The sequence below is a fragment of the Neorhizobium petrolearium genome (genome assembly GCF_029854435.1).
GTDB lineage: Bacteria > Pseudomonadota > Alphaproteobacteria > Rhizobiales > Rhizobiaceae > Neorhizobium > Neorhizobium petrolearium.
In genome coordinates this window covers 5,169,454-5,186,682 of record NZ_CP123000.1, presented here as the reverse complement: position 1 = coordinate 5,186,682, position 17,229 = coordinate 5,169,454, and the positions used below count along the sequence as shown (strand labels likewise).

Here is a 17,229-nt window from a genome sequence, read left to right as displayed (position 1 = left end):
GCGTCCTACCCTCACCGCCCGCGCCGGCCCGTCCTTCGGACCGCCGGAACGCCTTCCGGTGTATCCGATGCGGGACGGACACAGCATGGCACCGGACATGATCATGGGGATAATGAGAGGCTAAATTTCCCACAAGTCCTTGATTCTATCATCCGGCATTCCATTTCTGTCCTCGTCTCCCGTACTTGCCCCTGGCTACTCGAACTCCATGATCAGTTCGTCGACCGCGAGGCTTTGGCCGACCACCGCGGCGACGCGTTTGACCACGCCCTGTCTCTCCGCCTTCAGCGCGTTTTCCATCTTCATGGCTTCCACGGTCGCCAGCGTCTGACCGGCCTCCACGGAATCGCCCACCTTGACCGCAACCGACGTGATGACGCCAGGCATGGGGCACAGCAACATTTTCGACGTATCCGGCGGCAGTTTTTTCGGCATCAGGCGGGCAAGCTCGGCGACACGCGGGGAGCGGACACGGGCGGTCACGTCCATGCCGCGCCAGCGAAGGCGGATGGCGGAGCCGGCGAGATCGACCTTCACGCCCATCGACTCGCTGCCGACATGGAAACTCGCATGGCTCTGGCCCGGCACCCAGCCGCTCGCCACCGAAAGCCGTTCGCCATCGGAAAAGATCACGGAGGCGCCATCCGGGCCGGTTTCGAGCGTCACGGCCTCCGTAAGGCCGGCGAGCGCCATCACCCATTCCCGGCCGACGACGCGGCGGTGATTGCCGATCGTGCCCGAAATCTGCACCGCCCTTTCCTGAAGCGCCTGATTGATCAATGCCGCGATGGCCGCAAGCGACCGGGCCGACGATGCATCCGGCTCGATGCCCGCAAAACCGTCCGGGAATTCCTCGGCGATATAGGCGGTCGTCAGCCGGCCGGAGCGGAACCGCTCTTGCCCCATGACCGCCGAGAGGAAGGGCAGGTTGTGGCCGATGCCTTCCACCTCGAAATCGTCGAGCGCAGCACCCATCGCGTCTATCGCTTTTTCGCGATCGGGAGCCCAGGTGCAGAGCTTGGCGATCATCGGGTCGTAATACATGGAGATCTCGCCGCCCTCGAAGACACCGGTATCGTTGCGGATCACCGTGCCGTCATCCTGCCGGCCCTCCACCGGCGGGCGATAGCGCATCAGCCGGCCGATCGACGGCAGGAAGTTGCGATACGGGTCTTCCGCATAGAGCCGGCTTTCGATCGCCCAGCCATTCAGCTTCACGTCGTCCTGGCCGAAGGACAATTTCTCGCCGGCGGCGACGCGGATCATCTGTTCCACGAGGTCGATGCCGGTGACGAGTTCGGTCACCGGATGCTCCACCTGCAGGCGGGTGTTCATTTCGAGGAAGTAGAATTGGCGAGCGCCGTCGACGATAAACTCCACCGTGCCGGCGGAGAAATAGCCGACCGCCTTTGCCAGCGCCACTGCCTGCTCGCCCATGGCACGCCGGGTGGCAGCATCGAGGAAGGGCGACGGCGCCTCCTCGATGACCTTCTGGTTGCGGCGCTGGATGGAGCATTCGCGCTCGCCGAGGTAAAGCGTGCTGCCGTGCCTGTCGCCGAGCACCTGGATCTCGATATGGCGCGGCTCGGTGACGAATTTCTCGATGAAGATCCGGTCGTCGCCAAAGGAGCTTTTCGCCTCGTTCTTCGAAGCCTGAAAACCCTCGCGTGCCTCCTGATCGTTCCAGGCAATGCGCATGCCCTTGCCGCCGCCGCCGGCCGACGCCTTGATCATCACCGGATAGCCGATCGAAGAGGCGATCCTCACCGCCTCGCCGGCATCCTCGATCAGGCCCATATGGCCGGGCACGGTGTTGACGCCCGCCTCCGCGGCGATCTTCTTGGAGGTGATCTTGTCACCCATCGCCTCGATGGCTTTCACCGGCGGGCCGATGAAGGCGACGCCTTCCTTTTCGAGCGCTGCGGCGAAAGCGGCATTTTCCGACAGGAAGCCATAACCTGGATGGACGGCATCCGCACCCGTCTTGCGGATCGCATCAAGGATCCTGTCGATGACGATATAGGACTGGGACGACGGCGCAGGACCGATATGGACCGCCTCGTCGGCCATGCGCACATGCAGCGCGTCACGATCGGCGTCCGAATAGACGGCGACCGTCGCAATGCCCATCTTCCTGGCCGTCTTGATGACCCGGCATGCGATTTCGCCGCGATTGGCAATAAGGATTTTCTTGAACATCAGGTCAGTTTCCCGGACCGCGATCATCGTCCTCGCGGTATTTCTTTTCATAAGGAAGGGTGAGAATGGCGGAACCGGCAGCCGCGCCGCCGAAGATCGAGGCAAAGGGGACGATCACAAGGAGAACGGGAAGGACGGGATTGGCCGAACGCGCAACCAGTGTGCCAAGACCGCCAATGTCGAACAGGATGAGCGCAGTGCCGACGCCCGCGCCGATGAGCGCGCCGGCAAGCGCATGAAGGCCCATGAAGCGCAGCATCTGCCAATGATCGCGGCGCACTTCCTCCGGCGTCAACTCGGGCTTGCGACGATCATCGCCAAACGCATGGTGCGCCCTTTGCCTTTCCAGCCTTTTCCGGAGCCAGCGCTCCGGATCGAAAAGCCTGCTCATGCTCGCCTTGAGGGGATGAGCGACGACGATTTTCTCCCGCATCGCCCTAGACCTCCATCACGTCTTCGAAAGATTCCGGAAAGCTCTGGCGCGCGGTCTTCTCGTTGATCATCAATAACGCCTCATAGGAGGCCGGGTCGAAATCCTTCTCTGCCGGCACGACCTCGCGGCCGAAGAGGAGGCTGAGACGCGCGGCATCGAGGTTGCCGCGCTCGAAGGGTTCAGGCCCGAAATGGTGCCAGAGCACATGCAGGAAGGCCGCGTCGACCTGATGTTCCTGGGAGCCCGGCCGGGCACGGCGGGGAAGAGCCTTGATCGGCGTCACGCCCTTCGGGTTCGCGCGGCGGATGACGAACTGGATTCCCGTGCCCGGCATGCCGGAGGGAAAGCCCCGATGCTTCGTCATGTCGGGAAGAGTGGCCATGGCTATTCCTCCGTCCTCTAAAGCGGGATCGTATCGTGCTTCTTCCAGTGCGTCGTCACCTGCTTGCCCCTCAGCGAGGCAAAGGCGCGGGCGATGCGACGACGGGACGAATGCGGCATGATCACCTCGTCGATGAAGCCGCGCTCGGCCGCCACGAACGGGTTGGCGAACCGCTCCTCGTATTCCTTCGTGCGGGCGGCGATCTTTTCCGCATCGGAAAGCTCGGAGCGGTAAAGGATTTCGGTCGCACCCTTGGCGCCCATCACCGCGATCTCCGCGGTCGGCCAAGCGTAATTGATATCGGCGCCGATATGCTTGGAGGCCATCACGTCATAGGCGCCGCCATAGGCCTTGCGGGTAATCAGGGTCACCATCGGCACGGTCGCTTCGGAATAGGCGAAGAGCAGCTTGGCGCCGTGCTTGATGACTCCGCCATATTCCTGCGCGACGCCCGGCAGGAAACCCGGCACGTCGACGAGCGTCAGGATGGGGATCGAAAAGGCATCGCAGAAGCGTACGAAACGGGCGGCCTTGCGCGAACTGTCGATATCGAGGCAGCCGGCGAGCACCATCGGCTGGTTGGCGACGACGCCGACCGTCTGTCCCTCAAGCCGGATGAAGCCGGTGACGATGTTCTTCGCGAAGGCTTCCTGGATCTCGAAGAAATCGCCCTCGTCGGCGATCGCGAAAATCAGTTCCTTCATGTCGTAGGGCTTGGTCGGGCTGTCGGGGATGAGGCTGTCGAGCCGCATCTCCACCCGGGCCGGATCGTCGTGGAAGGGCCGGACCGGCGGCTTTTCGCGGTTGTTCAGCGGCAGGAAGTCGAAGAGCTGACGCACCGCTTCCAGCGCCTCGATATCATTTTCAAAGGCGGCATCCGCGACCGAGGATTTTTTCGTATGAGTGCCGGCGCCGCCGAGTTCTTCGGCGGTGACGATCTCATTGGTCACAGTCTTCACCACGTCCGGGCCGGTGACGAACATGTAGGATGAATCGCGCACCATGAAGATGAAGTCCGTCATCGCCGGCGAATAGACCGCGCCGCCGGCGCAGGGGCCCATGATGACGGAAATCTGCGGGATGACGCCCGATGCCTCGGCATTGCGGCGGAAGACTTCCGCATAGCCTGCCAGCGAGGCGACCCCTTCCTGGATGCGGGCGCCGCCGGAATCATTGAGCCCGATCACCGGTGCGCCGACGCGGACCGCCATATCCATGATCTTACAGATCTTCTGAGCGTGGGTTTCGGAGAGCGAGCCGCCGAGCACGGTGAAATCCTGGGAGAAGACATAGACCTGGCGGCCGTTGATCGTGCCCCAGCCGGTGACGACGCCATCGCCCGCTACCTTTTGTTCCGCCATGCCGAAATCCACCGCGCGGTGGGTGACGTACATGTCGAACTCCTCGAAGGAGCCTTCGTCGAGCAGGACATCAATACGCTCGCGGGCCGTCAGCTTGCCTTTGGCATGCTGTGCGGCGATGCGTCTCTCGCCGCCGCCGAGCCGTGCTTCCGCCCGTCGCTTCTCCACCTCGTTCAGAACTGCGCGCATGACTACTCCCGAATGCGTTCGCTCTTCCCTTATTCCGTCGGCCCATTCCAGAAAACCGTTGAACGCGTGCATTTGTGGAATTATAAAATCGCAAACCCGAAAATGCGAATTTGCGAATATGGCGATCGGAAAACTCTTTATCGGCAAGAAAGTACGGGAATTGCGGGCCGCGAGCAATGCGACCCAGAGCCAGTTCGCCGAACGCATCGGCATATCGACCAGCTACCTGAACCAAATCGAGAACAACCAGCGGCCGGTTTCGGCCGCCGTGCTTCTGGCGCTCGCCGACAAGTTCCAGCTCGACATTGCCGAGATCTCGACCGGAGAGACGGACCGGCTTCTCTCCGCCCTTTCCGAGGCGCTGTCCGACCCGCTGTTCGAGACCTACCAGCCGAGCCTGCAGGAACTGAAGCTGGTAACCCAGAGCGCGCCGGGGCTGGCGCACGCGCTGATCACCTGCCACCAGGCCTATCGCCGCAACGGCGAGCAGCTCGCCGGCATGGACGACCGGCTGGGGCGGACGGCTGCGGCCGAAACCACGCCCTATGACGAGGTGCGCGACTTCTTCCACTTCGTTGACAACTATCTGCACGAACTCGATATCGCCGCGGAGAAACTGGCGCTCGACCTCGGCCTGCCGGCCGCCGACAGCCATCCGCTGCTGACGGATTACCTGGAAAAGGCATTCGGCGTGCGCGTAGTGCATGGGCCTATGGCGGCGCATGCCATCCGCCATTACGATCCGGCCTCCCGGGTGCTGACGCTGAACCCCTATGCACCGGCGCAGACCCGCCTCTTCCAGGTGGCGGTGGAGATCGCCCAGCTCCATGCGGGAACGGTCGCCGATACGATCGCCCGCAATGCGGGTTTCCGGACCGAGGAAGCGGTGGACATCTGTCGCATCGGCCTCCACAATTATTTCGCCGGCGCGCTGCTGATGCCCTACCAGACGTTCCTCAAGGCGGCGCGGGAGCTCCGGCATGATATCGAGCTTCTGGCAGCGCGCTTCGGTGCCTCGCTGGAGCAGGTCTGCCACCGGCTTTCCACCCTGCAGAGGCCGGGCCTCAAGGGCGTGCCTATCTTCTTCGCCAAGATCGACCGGGCCGGCAACATCACCAAGCGGCACAGCGCCACCAAGCTGCAGTTCGCCCGTTTCGGCGCGGCCTGTCCGCTCTGGAACGCGCACCAGGCCTTCGAGGCGCCGGGGCGCATCATCCGGCAGCTTGCCGAAACTCCGGACGGCGTGCGTTACCTCTGTCTCGCCACGCAGGTGAGCAAGGGCATCGGCGGCTTCCGGTCGCACCAGCCGGTCTACGCGCTGGCGCTCGGCTGCGAGATTTCCTATGCGGAAGCCTTCGTCTATGCCGACGACCTGAACCTTGCGGATCGCGCCGGCTTCGATCCGATCGGCATATCCTGCCGCATCTGCGAGCGGCCGAACTGCACGAGCCGAGCGGTGCCCCCCTTCCGCCGCAAGATCGCCGTCGACCACAACATACGCGAAACCACGCCCTACAAGCTGCGCTGAAGCCCGCTTTCTTCAATCGGATTCCGGCAGCGGGCCTGGGCCGGTTGGTCTGCGCATGCCGTCAGTGAAACGCCGGTCGCCGTTTTCAGACGAGGTGTTTCAATGCACGTCGAAAGTGCCGGTGAGCGAGGCTTCCGACAGCGTGTGCTTGCGCACCTCATCCCACATGGATTTCGCGTCCGCCATATCCGACATTTCCAGCTCCGGCACATCGAGAGCGGCAATGCGGAAACGGTAATGGTGCGTGCCATGCCCCTTCGGAGGCTGCGGCCCGTCATAACGGGTATTGCCGAAGTCGTTGCGGGAGAAGCGCACGCCGCCCTTCGACTTCACATGGACGCCCCGCGACAGTTCGCTCCAATCCTTCGGGATGTTGAACATGCCGCAATGGCGAAACGTTCCGCGCGGCGCATCGGGATCCTCGACGATCAGCGCGAAACTCCCGGCGCCCTCCGGTGCCCCACTCCATTTCAGCGGCGGCATCTGGTTTTCGCCAAGCCGGGTATATTTGTCCGGCACACGTTCGCCCTCGGCGAAGGCCGGACTCGTCAGCGTCATAGCCATGTCCTGTTCCTCCATGCATCATGCGGCCTGTCGATCAGGCCGGCGATCCCTCAACAAGGATGCCGATCCATGGTTCCATGAAGCCGGGCCTATTTCCGCGTCAGCCACTCTCGGTGTCGGACCTGTCCTGCTCTTCCACAAAGATGCCCCAGGCCGCCATGAAGAGCGCCGCGATCAGGGGGCCGATCACGAAACCATTTATTCCCATCAGGGAAATCCCGCCGATCGTGGAAATCAATACGACATAGTCCGGCAGGCGGGTTTCCTTGCCCACAAGTGGCGGCCTCAGCAGGTTGTCGACAAGGCCGATGACCAGGACACCGATCGCCACCAGTATCGCCGCCTTGATCCAGAACCCGGAGAGCGCGAGGTAGGCTGCAGTCGGCACCCAGACCAGCGCGGCGCCCACCGCCGGAAGCAACGAAAGAAGGCTCATCAACACACCCCAGAGCAAGGCCGGCTCAACCCCAAGTGCCCAGAACGCGACGCCACCGATCGATCCCTGGATAAGTGCGATGATGACATTACCTCTTACCGTCGCCCGGATCACAGAAATGAACTTTGAACTAAACCGGTGGGTATGCGCGTCGCTCAACGGAAGCGCACGTCCGACGACACGCGCCAGCGAACGTCCATCCCGAAACAGGAAGAACAGCAGATACAGCATCACACCGAATGCGACGAAAAACTGAAGCGTGTTCTGCCCGAGACTTAGAGCCCTGCCGGCAAAAAAGCCGCCGCCCTGCATGAGCGCGCCGGAGACGCGAGTCCACAACTCGCCGAAACCATTCAACTCCAGCCTGTGAAGCCAATCCTGAACGAATAGAGGCAACGCGCCCTGCAGTTGCTGGAGAAGCCGCCGGACGTCGATTTCTCCGTTGTCGATGCGCTGATAGAGGTTGTTGCCTTGCTGAACGAGGGAACTGAGGACGATCAATCCCGGAATGATAACGAGGCAAAGGCAGATAAGGACCGAGATGGCCGCGGCAACATTCGAACGCCCGTGCAGCCCCGCTTCAAGCCTCGCATGCAGTGGAAAGAAGATGATCGCAAGAACGACGGCCCAGAAGATCGCGGAATAGAAAGGCAGGACGATGGCGATGAAGGCGATGCTCACCAGGACGAGGAGCACATAGAAACTGATACGCTGGACGGGCATGCGATCTCTTCCGCTGCGGATGGGCCGGTGCAATCCTATCACACATGTTTTCGCCGGTCTGGCCTTCCGAGCAAGCCAAATGCGGAGACTGCCTCCCTTCCCCATTCATGACATAGATCAAAGGACGGCGCACCACCTTCCGGTAGGGGATTTTCCAGAACCAGAGGTTACCCGGCAGAGTCTACCGGAGTTTCGGCTGCTGTGGATAATGGCGCTCACTGGCCCTAGATTAATCCGCGGTGGCGGAAGCCGTGGGCAGTCATGAAATCGGATTCCGGAGCGAGGATGCTTATGAACAAGAAGACGCAGTTCCACGTCTGGTATTGGGTCGCCGCCTTCTTCGGGCTGATGCTGTTCCAATACCTCTTCACGACCGCGACGCAGGTTGCGCAGATACCCTACAGCCAGTTCGAGACGGACCTGAAGGACGGCAAGATCGCCGAAGTGTCGGTCTCCGACAACTATATCCAGGGGCGATACAAGGAACCGCAGAACGAACGCCCCTATTTCATCACCACGCGCGTTCAACCCGACCTCGCCCAGCAGTTCCAGCAATACGGCGTGGTGGTGACCGGCCAGATGGAAAACACCTTCCTGCGAGACCTCCTTTCCTGGGTCATTCCCGTGGCGCTCTTCGTCGGCGTGTGGATGTTCATGCTGCGGCGCATGGGTGCCGGCGGCCTGGGCGGCGGCCTGATGCAGATCGGCAAGAGCCGCGCCAAGGTCTATGTCCAGTCCGATACGGGCGTGACCTTCAAGGACGTGGCCGGCGTCGACGAGGCCAAAGACGAGTTGAAGGAGATCGTCGACTTCCTCAAGGACCCCGTCGGCTACGGCCGGCTCGGCGGACGCATGCCGAAAGGCATTCTGCTCGTCGGACCGCCCGGGACCGGCAAGACGCTGTTGGCAAGGGCCGTCGCGGGCGAGGCCGCGGTGCCGTTCTTCTCGATCTCCGGCTCCGAATTCGTGGAAATGTTCGTCGGCGTCGGGGCCGCCCGCGTGCGTGACCTCTTCGAACAGGCGCGCTCCAAGGCCCCGGCCATCATCTTCATAGACGAGCTCGACGCGCTGGGACGCGCCCGCGGCATCGGCCCGCTTGCAGGCGGCCACGACGAGAAGGAGCAGACGCTCAACCAGCTTCTGGTGGAACTCGACGGTTTCGATTCCTCGACCGGGCTCGTGCTGCTTGCGGCCACCAACCGGCCGGAAATCCTCGACCCGGCCCTCCTCAGGGCCGGACGCTTCGACCGCCAGGTGCTCGTCGACCGTCCCGACAAGGTAGGACGCATCCAGATCCTCAACGTGCATCTGAAGAAGGCGAAGCTTGCACCGGAAGTCAATGTCGAGGAGATCGCGGCGCTGACACCCGGCTTTACCGGCGCAGACCTTGCCAATCTGGTGAACGAGGCGACGCTGCTCGCCACCCGCCGGAAGGCGGCCGCAGTCACCATGGAGGACTTCAACAACGCCATCGAACGCATCGTCGCGGGGCTGGAAAAACGCAACCGGCTGCTCAACCCCAAGGAGCGCGAGATCGTCGCCCACCACGAGATGGGGCATGCCCTCGTCGCCATGGCACTGCCGGGCGTCGATCCCGTCCACAAGGTCTCGATCATCCCGCGCGGCATCGGCGCGCTCGGCTACACGATCCAGCGCCCGACCGAGGACCGTTTCCTGATGACCCGCGAAGAGCTCGAAAACAAGATGGCCGTGCTGCTCGGCGGGCGGGCGGCGGAATGGATCATCTATCATCATCTTTCGACAGGTGCTGCGGACGATCTCGTCAAGGTGACCGACATCGCTCGCGCCATGGTCACCCGCTACGGGATGACCGAAAAGCTCGGACATGTGGCGCTGGAAAGGGACCGGCGTTCCTTCCTCGCCACCGACCAGCCCTACTACGGACCGGAGGAGCATGAATATTCCGACGAGACCGCCACGACGGTCGACGAGGAAGTCCGTCGCATCGTAGACGAAACCTTCGACCGGGCGGTTGCCATCCTGACCGAGCGCAGAAGCGCACTGGAGAAATCCGCGAGGCTGCTGCTCGACAGGGAGACGCTGGACGAGAACGATCTTGCATCGTTCAAGCAGGCAGCTCCGGCCAACGCCGCGGAAAAGGTTTGATCCGGAGGGCGATGGATATCAGGCGGCGCTGCCGGCGATACCTACCGAAAGGCGGGCGGACCGCTCTTCCCCCGGCTGCAGGACGAAAAGGCCCGCGCCCGCCTTTGCTTCCGGCGGAAAGCCGAAGACCCCGGCAACATGCGAGACGGGTTCGAGGCAGACATAGGCCGGCATGCGGTGCGCCACCAGATGCGGCAGTTCCGGACCGGCGGTGAGCGTGATCTCGGCGCCGCCATCAAGGGTGGCCGTCGCAGCCCCCCACTCCGACAGGAAAACCGTAAAGCCCTCGCTAGGAAACGGCTTGTTGGCGTCGCGCGTTTGCGGTGCTGCTCCGCTCGGGATGCCCATCGAGCTTACCGGCCAGATTTCTGCCGCAACGCAGGAGACAGCATTCCCGAGGCCGGCCGCGAAATAGGGATGCCAGCCGAAACCACCCGGCATGGTGCCATTTCCCGTGTTCGTCAGCGCGAGTTCCACATCCAGCCGGCCGTCGGCGAGTACGAAGCGCTGCACGGCGCGGAAATCGAAAGGCCAGTCGGCATCCGCTTCATAGTTCAGGGCCAATTCGATCCGGTCTGGTTCATGCGAAACCACATGCCAGCGCCGACGGTGGGCCGGCCCGTGCTGTGCATCGCTCCCAAGTGCTGGATGCGGCAGGACTTCATAGTGCCTGCCCTCATGCTCGAAGGCAGCGCCGACCAGCCGGTTATGATAGGGGAACAGTGGATAGGCGCCGGCCTTCGGCCAGTTCAGCGGATCGAATTCCGGGCCGGTGGTCGGTATGAGGATGTCGCCGAACCGTTCGTGGACGAGATGGGTCATCCGTCCGCCATTTTCGGGGAGGAAGCGGGCGTCAAGAGGCCCGCTCCTTATGCTTGTCCAGCTCCCGGGCCAATCAGGCGAAGGCATAGGACCCGTCCGGGCGCTTCGGCACGCGCCGCTGCCAGTGGATATAGCCCTCTTCCTGCATCGCCTTCTCGTCCAGCTCGACGCCCCAGCCGGGTCGATCCGGCCGGAGTTCCAGATAGCCGTCCTTCGGCAGGTAGGGATCGACGACATAACGCGTTTCGCCTTCCCGCTTTTCGACTTCCGTGCCGCCATAGACATAGGCCTGACCTTTCGGCAGCCGGTATTCGAGAATCTTGAAATTCTGTTGCGCGGCGGAAAAATGCACGTTGACCGCCGTCGCGAGCGGCCCCATCGGATTGTGTGGCGCGACGCCCACGAAGAAGGCCTCGGCCAGCGTCGCGATCCGCTTCATCTCCGATATCCCGCCGACGACGCAGATATCCGGCTGGATCAGGTCCGCGCCCTTCACCTGCAGCAACCGCAGGAATTCGTTGCGGTTATAGAGCGATTCCCCCGTCGCCAGCGTGCAGTTCAGGCCCTGTTTCAGGTCGCCCCACATGTCGATGTTTTCCGGGCGCAGCGGCTCTTCGAAGAATAGCGGGTCGTAGGGCGCCAGCGCGTTGCCGAGCTGGCGGGCCGCCGCCGGCTCGTAGATCTTGGCATGTGCGTCGAAGGCGATCTCGTATTCCGGCCGCACGGCCTCCCGCAAAGTCCGGAAATATTCCGCCGAGCTGCGCACCACCTCGCCCCAGCGATTGGCGTGGATATCGATCCGCCACGGGCTGAGCTTGAAGGCGGTGAAGCCCCATTCCTCGTTCAGCCGGTCCAGCTCCTCCTTCGCCGCCGGTACGTCCGGCGCGGTGTAGACGCCGGCATAGATCTTGACCCGGTCGCGCACCTCGCCGCCCAAAAGCTTGTAGACCGGCACGCCCGCCGCCTTCGCCGCGAGGTCCCAGAGGCAATGGTCGAGCCCGGAAATCGCCGCCAGACCCAGCGCGCCCGGCGGAAACCGGCTCTGCTGAATCATCAGGTTGACCAGGAAATCCACCCGCGTCGGGTCCTGCCCTGCGATGAAGCCGTAGAGATAGTCCAAGAGCGGCGGCAAGGCCTTGTCCGGCCCATGGTTATAGCATTCGCCCCAGCCGGTGAGCCCGTCGTCGGTATCGAGCGCGACGATGACACGCGGCCGATCCTTGTCGCGGGTCATGAAGACCCGCATGCGATCGATCTTCATCCTTCAGATATCCCTCACGTGTTGAAATAATGCCGGCGCGAAAGGCGTGTCTGGATATAGAGGCGTTCGCCATAGGTGCCGGGGTTGTAGGAGTTTCCGCTTTCCTGCACCGGCACCGAGACATTGCCCTCGCTCGGGAAGCGGGCGACGAATTCCTCGTCGATATCGCAGCCGAGACCCGGCGCATCGGGCACGGCGATCGATCCGCCTTCCTGTACCGGATGCGGCACGATCACATGCTGGCGGCCTTCCCAGTCGTCGTCGATGCGTTCCAGGATGAGCGCGTTCGGGATCGAGGCGAGCACGTGCAGCGCGGCATATTCCGCGACCGGTCCGAGCGAGCCGGAATGCGGCGCCATCTGGATGTGATGGGCTTCCGCCATGGCGGCGATCTTCTTCATTTGGGTGATGCCGCCGGCGCGGCCCGTATCCGGCTGGATGACGTCGACCAGTTCTTCCTCGATGAGCTGCCGCTCGCCGAAGATGGTCGCGGTGCGTTCACCCGATGCCAGCGGGATATGTGCGGCGTCGCGGATGCGGCGGTAGCCTTCGATATTGTCGGGCGCGATCGGGTCCTCGACCCAGAGCAGTTCGTAGGGTTCGAGCTTGCGCACCAGGCGGCAGGCATCGGCCGGCGTCATCCACGGCGGGCCGTGCAGGTCGATGGCGATGTCCATCTCGTCGCCGACCGCCTCGCGCAGCATGTCGACCTTGCGGACCGGATCGGAGACGCCACCGCATTTCAGCGCCTTGATGCCGCGCTCCTTGACGGCGAGCGCCTGCTCCACCGTGTTGGCATGCGAATAGATCGGGATGCGGTCGCGGACCTTGCCGCCGAGCAGGTTCCAGACCGGCACGCCGAGCGCCTTGCCCTTGATATCCCAGAGCGCCATGTCGATGCCGGTCATGGCGCCGCCGCCGACCGTGCCGAGCATGCCGTGGCCCATCATGGCGATCGCCATCTTCTGCCAGAGCTTTTCGATATGCGCCGGGTCCTCGCCGATTAGCAGCGGCGCGAGATCCTTGATGGCCGTCTCGATGACCCGCGGCCAGCCGGAGCATTCGCCGATGCCGGTGATGCCCTCGTCGGTCTCGATCTTCAGGAAAAGCCAGTTGCGCGTGCCTTCGAGCTTGTGCTGGGTGACATGGCCCGCATGACCGTCGGATGCCCATTTGGAGCGGTGCGGCTGGCCGGCATGCATGAGAAAGGTGCGAATTCCCGTGATCTTCATCGTGCGGAACTTCCATTCTTGACGTTACTGGGTTCGGTATAGGGGCTGGGTTCGGTGTAGCGGAACCGCCGGGAGTGGTCGCGGTCGCGCGGGTCCGGCCGGGGAATGGCCGAGATCAGTGCCTGCGTATAGGGATGGTCGGGGGCGTTGCAGACCTTGTCCGCCTCGCCCACCTCGACGAGCCTGCCGCGATACATGACGCCGACCCGGTCGCACATGTAGCGGATGACGCCGATATCGTGGCTGATGAAGATATAGGCCAGGCCAAGCTGGTCCTGCAGCCGCATCAAAAGGTCGAGCACCTGGAAGCGGACGGAGACGTCGAGGGCCGACGTCGCCTCGTCCGCCACGATGACCCGCGGATCGAGCGTGATTGCGCGCGCAATGCCGATGCGCTGGCGCTGGCCGCCAGAGAAGGCGTGCGGATAACGCTCGCGGGTTGCCGGATCGAGGCCAACCTGCTCCATGAGATGGCAAACGCGCTCGTCGAGCTGCCTGCCCCTGGCGATGCCATTGACGAGTAACGGTTCGCCGATGACCTGGGCGACGGTCATGCGCGGATTGAGCGAGCCGAACGGGTCCTGGAAGACCATGCGGAGTTCCCTACGCGCCGCCTTCAGCTCCGCCCCTTCCAGCCTGGCGAGATCTACGACCTTGCCGTCGACGCGGCGGTAATGCATCTCGCCGGCGGTCGGATCATAGAGCCGCATGATCGAGCGACCCATCGTCGTCTTGCCCGAGCCGCTCTCGCCGACGATGCCGAGCGTTTCCCCCGGCAGAAGGGCGATCGACACATTGTTCAGCGCTTTCAACTCGCCGAACTCCATGGTGAGATTGCGGATGTCGAGGATGGGATCGGCGGTGGTGTCGAGCGGCGGCCGCGCAAGCCGGATTTCCGCCTTCTGCTCCAGCTTCAGGACCGAGCCGATCAGCATGCGCGTATAGGGGTCCTTCGGCGCATGGAAAATCTCGTCGACCGGGCCGTATTCCTTCATCACCCCGTGATGCATGACGAGAACGTCGTCGGCGATCTGGGCGACCACTCCCATGTCGTGGGTAATGAACAGCACCGCCATGCCGTGGGCCTTCTGGAGCCGCGAGATCAGGTCGAGGATCTCGGCCTGGGTCGTCACGTCGAGGGCGGTCGTCGGTTCGTCGGCGATCAGAAGCTGCGGCTTGCAGGCGAGCGCCATGGCGATCATCGCACGCTGGCGCATACCGCCGGAATACTGGAAGGCGTAGCGGTCGAGCGCCTTTTCGGGATCCGGGATTTCCACCTGGCGCAGCAGCGAAATCGCCTCCGCCCTGGCCTCCGCCTTGCTCATCTTCAGGTGCAGGCGGAGCACTTCGGTGATCTGGTCGCCGACGGTATGCACCGGGGAGAGCGACGACATCGGCTCCTGGAAGATCATGGCGATGTCGGCGCCGCGCACCGAGCGGATAAGCTTGCCGCGCGGATCGAGTTTCGCGAGGTCGAGCGAACTTCCGTCCTGACGGTTGAGAGTGATCGAGCCGGAGGCAATGCGGCCCGGTGTATCGATGATCTGCAGGATCGAGCGGGCCGTGACCGATTTGCCCGATCCACTCTCGCCGACGACGCAGAGCGTCTTGCCCGGCTCGATCGAGAAGGAGAGATTATCGACCGCCCGGAAGATGCCGGTGCGGAGCGGGAACTCCGTCACCAGGTTCTTCACTTCGAGCAGCGGCTTATTGGTCGTCATTGCAGGGCGGGGTGCGATGGTGAGAATATCGGTCATCGGCGCCTCACTTGTTATAGGGATCGGCCGCATCGCGCAGGCCGTCGCCGAAGAGATTGAGCGCCATGACGGCGACGACGACGGCGGCTCCCGGCATGAAGAGCCAGGGAGCGGTCGCGATGGAGCGGATGTTCTGCGCCTCGCGCAGGAGCACGCCCCAGGAGATGGTCGGCGGCTGCAGGCCGAGGCCGAGGAAGGAAAGAGACGTCTCGGCGAGGATCATCGCCGGCACGGCGAGCGTCATCGACGCGATGATGTGGCTCGCGAAACTCGGCAGCATGTGCCGGAAAATGATGCGGCCCTCGGGCACGCCGTCCAGGCGGGCTGCCGCCACGAACTCCTCCGTCCGAAGCGACAGGAACCGGCCGCGCACGACGCGGGCAAGCTGCGCCCAGCCGGTAAAGGACAGGATGATGGTGATCATCATGTATTGCAGCGTTGCCGGCCAGCCCTGCGGCAGTGCCGCGGCGAGCGCCAGCCAAATCGGGATCGTCGGCAGCGACAGGACGAAATCGATCACGCGCTGCATGACGAAATCGATGCGGCCGCCGTAGTACCCCGATATGCCGCCGAGCACGATGCCGAGCAGCAGCGACAGGAAGACGCCGACAAGACCGATCGACAGCGATATCTGCGCACCCTGCACCGTGCGGCTGTAGACGTCACGACCCAGGCGGTCGGCGCCGAACAGGAAGAGCGGATGCGCCTTGTCGGTCGTTGCGATCAGGTGGATATCGGTTTCGAACAGGCCCAAGACGGAATAGGTGTAGCCGCGCCCGAATAAGGTGATCGGAATCCGCCGGGTCGTGTCTTCCTTGTAGATGGCCGCGAGCGTCTCCGGGTCGCGGGTCAGCTTCAGCGGATAGTAGTGCGGCCCGAATTCGAAGCCGTTCGTCGTGTCGAAGAAGTGGATGGCCTGCGGCGGGTGGAACGTCGCGCGCGCATTCTGCTGGATCGGATCGTTGATCGCGAAGAAGCCTGGTACGACGGCGACGATATACATCGCGACCGTGACGAAGAGCGCGACCATGGCAAGCCTGTGCCGCTTGAAAGCCCACCAGATGAGCTGCCATTGCGAAGCGACAGCGGCGCGGTCCGGACGGATATTGGTGATGGCAATGTCAGCCATGTCGCCCTCCTATTCGAGCCGGATGCGCGGATCGACCAGCGCCAGCAGGATATCGCTGATCAGCGAGCCGATCAGTGTGAGCGCGCAGATCAGAAGCACGAAGGCGCCGGCGAGATACATGTCCTGCGCCATCAGCGACTGGAGAAGCAGCGGTGCCGCCGTCGGCAGGTTGAGGACGATCGCCACCACGACCGAACCGGAAATCAGGTTCGGCAGCAGCCAGGCGATCGTCGAGATGAACGGGTTGAGCGCGATGCGCAACGGATATTTTACGAGCAGCCGGAATTCGGAAAGGCCCTTGGCGCGCGCCGTGGTCACATAGGGCTTCGGCAATTCGTCCAGCATGTTGGCGCGCATGACGCGGATCAGGCTCGCCGTGGACGACACCGCCAGGATCGCCACCGGCAGCCACAGATGCGTCAGAAGATCGAACATCTTGGCGATGCTCCAGGGCGCCGTCTCGTATTCCGACGAGAACAAGCCGCCGACATCGGCGCCGAACTCGACGGCGGCGACATACATCAGCACCAGAGCGAGCAGGAAGGACGGGATCGAGAGCCCGAAGAAGGTGAAGGCCGTGAAGGCGTAGTCGCCGATCGAGTATTTCTTCACGGCGGAGTAGACGCCGATCGGCAGCGCGAGTGCCCAGGTGGCGATCAGGCTTGCAAGCGCCAGCACCAGCGTCAGCGCCATGCGTTCCCATATGAGGCCCGAAACGGGTTGCTGCCATTCGAACGAGATGCCGAAATCGCCGCGGGTGACGATGCCCCATATCCATTTGAGATACTGCACCAGCATCGGCTGATCGAGCCCGAAGCGCTCGCGCAGGGACGCAGCGGTATTCTGGTCAATGACTTCGTTCGAGGAGGCAAGCGTCGCGATATAGGTGGTGACGAAGTCACCGGGCGGAAGCTGGATCAGCACGAAGGCCAGGAAACTCACCGCAAACAGCGATGGGATCATCCAGAAAAGGCGTTTGACGACGAATTTCAGCATGGAACGCTCGCAATTCGGATTGCACGGTACACCGACGCAAAGCAGAAGCTTTCGCCGCGGTGCCTGGGCAATAGGATTTGGAGAAGTGCC

The 17,229-nt window shown here is 63.2% G+C and carries 14 protein-coding genes; 2 read left to right on the top strand and 12 right to left on the bottom strand.

The annotated features are described in order from the left end of the window. Window positions 1–195: 195 nt before the first annotated feature. From QEO92_RS24970 to QEO92_RS24955, 4 genes are read right to left on the bottom strand one after another with little or no spacing between them, the layout of a single operon-like run. Window positions 196–2,199 carry an acetyl-CoA carboxylase biotin carboxylase subunit gene (locus tag QEO92_RS24970; RefSeq protein ID WP_227704807.1) on the bottom strand — a complete coding sequence of 668 codons (2,004 nt, stop codon included), beginning with the start codon at window positions 2,197–2,199 and terminating at the stop codon, window positions 196–198. A 4-nt stretch (window positions 2,200–2,203) separates the two neighbouring features. Further along, entirely contained in the window at window positions 2,204–2,632 is a 429-nt protein-coding gene (locus QEO92_RS24965) for a DUF3482 domain-containing protein (protein ID WP_227704806.1), read from the bottom strand. A 4-nt stretch (window positions 2,633–2,636) separates the two neighbouring features. Next, window positions 2,637–3,014, bottom strand: coding sequence for a hypothetical protein (locus tag QEO92_RS24960; protein ID WP_227704805.1), 378 nt, complete (start codon window positions 3,012–3,014; stop codon window positions 2,637–2,639). A gap of 17 nt (window positions 3,015–3,031) precedes the next feature. Continuing rightward, window positions 3,032–4,564 carry an acyl-CoA carboxylase subunit beta gene (locus QEO92_RS24955; RefSeq protein ID WP_227704804.1) on the bottom strand — a complete coding sequence of 511 codons (1,533 nt, stop codon included), beginning with the start codon at window positions 4,562–4,564 and terminating at the stop codon, window positions 3,032–3,034. Window positions 4,565–4,682: 118 nt separating this feature from the next. On the opposite strand from QEO92_RS24955, the gene QEO92_RS24950 reads away from it, so the two are divergent. Continuing rightward, window positions 4,683–6,092: a helix-turn-helix domain-containing protein gene (locus tag QEO92_RS24950; RefSeq protein WP_227704803.1), complete on the top strand. Its 1,410-nt coding sequence runs from the start codon at window positions 4,683–4,685 to the stop codon at window positions 6,090–6,092. A 99-nt stretch (window positions 6,093–6,191) separates the two neighbouring features. On the opposite strand, the gene QEO92_RS24945 is transcribed toward QEO92_RS24950, so the two are convergent. Continuing rightward, window positions 6,192–6,656: a YbhB/YbcL family Raf kinase inhibitor-like protein gene (locus tag QEO92_RS24945; protein WP_037152388.1), complete on the bottom strand. Its 465-nt coding sequence runs from the start codon at window positions 6,654–6,656 to the stop codon at window positions 6,192–6,194. Between the two features lie 100 nt (window positions 6,657–6,756). Then, window positions 6,757–7,815, bottom strand: coding sequence for an AI-2E family transporter (locus QEO92_RS24940; RefSeq protein WP_227704802.1), 1,059 nt, complete (start codon window positions 7,813–7,815; stop codon window positions 6,757–6,759). Between the two features lie 285 nt (window positions 7,816–8,100). Between QEO92_RS24940 and ftsH the strand changes: the two genes are divergently transcribed. Further along, window positions 8,101–9,942: an ATP-dependent zinc metalloprotease FtsH gene (gene ftsH, locus QEO92_RS24935; protein WP_227704801.1), complete on the top strand. Its 1,842-nt coding sequence runs from the start codon at window positions 8,101–8,103 to the stop codon at window positions 9,940–9,942. Window positions 9,943–9,960: 18 nt separating this feature from the next. On the opposite strand, the gene QEO92_RS24930 is transcribed toward ftsH, so the two are convergent. The 6 genes from QEO92_RS24930 to QEO92_RS24905 all read right to left on the bottom strand — a co-directional run bounded on the left by QEO92_RS24930 (window position 9,961) and on the right by QEO92_RS24905 (window position 17,139). Further along, window positions 9,961–10,764, bottom strand: coding sequence for an aldose epimerase family protein (locus QEO92_RS24930; protein ID WP_227704800.1), 804 nt, complete (start codon window positions 10,762–10,764; stop codon window positions 9,961–9,963). A 73-nt stretch (window positions 10,765–10,837) separates the two neighbouring features. Beyond that, window positions 10,838–12,025, bottom strand: a complete 1,188-nt coding sequence (locus tag QEO92_RS24925; RefSeq protein WP_037152381.1) for a galactarate dehydratase — start codon at window positions 12,023–12,025, stop codon at window positions 10,838–10,840. Between the two features lie 14 nt (window positions 12,026–12,039). Continuing rightward, window positions 12,040–13,257, bottom strand: coding sequence for a mandelate racemase/muconate lactonizing enzyme family protein (locus QEO92_RS24920; protein WP_037152380.1), 1,218 nt, complete (start codon window positions 13,255–13,257; stop codon window positions 12,040–12,042). Further along, a complete protein-coding gene (locus QEO92_RS24915; protein WP_227704799.1) occupies window positions 13,254–15,014 on the bottom strand; it encodes an ABC transporter ATP-binding protein in 1,761 nt (586 codons plus the stop codon). Before QEO92_RS24915 ends, QEO92_RS24920 begins: the two co-directional genes overlap by 4 nt. 7 nt (window positions 15,015–15,021) lie before the next feature. After that, window positions 15,022–16,143 (bottom strand): ABC transporter permease, encoded by a 1,122-nt coding sequence (locus tag QEO92_RS24910; protein ID WP_227704798.1) that lies wholly within the window; start codon window positions 16,141–16,143, stop codon window positions 15,022–15,024. Between the two features lie 9 nt (window positions 16,144–16,152). After that, the gene (locus tag QEO92_RS24905) at window positions 16,153–17,139 is read right to left on the bottom strand and encodes an ABC transporter permease (RefSeq protein ID WP_227704797.1); all 987 of its coding nucleotides are present in this window, start codon (window positions 17,137–17,139) and stop codon (window positions 16,153–16,155) included. Window positions 17,140–17,229 lie beyond the last annotated feature (90 nt).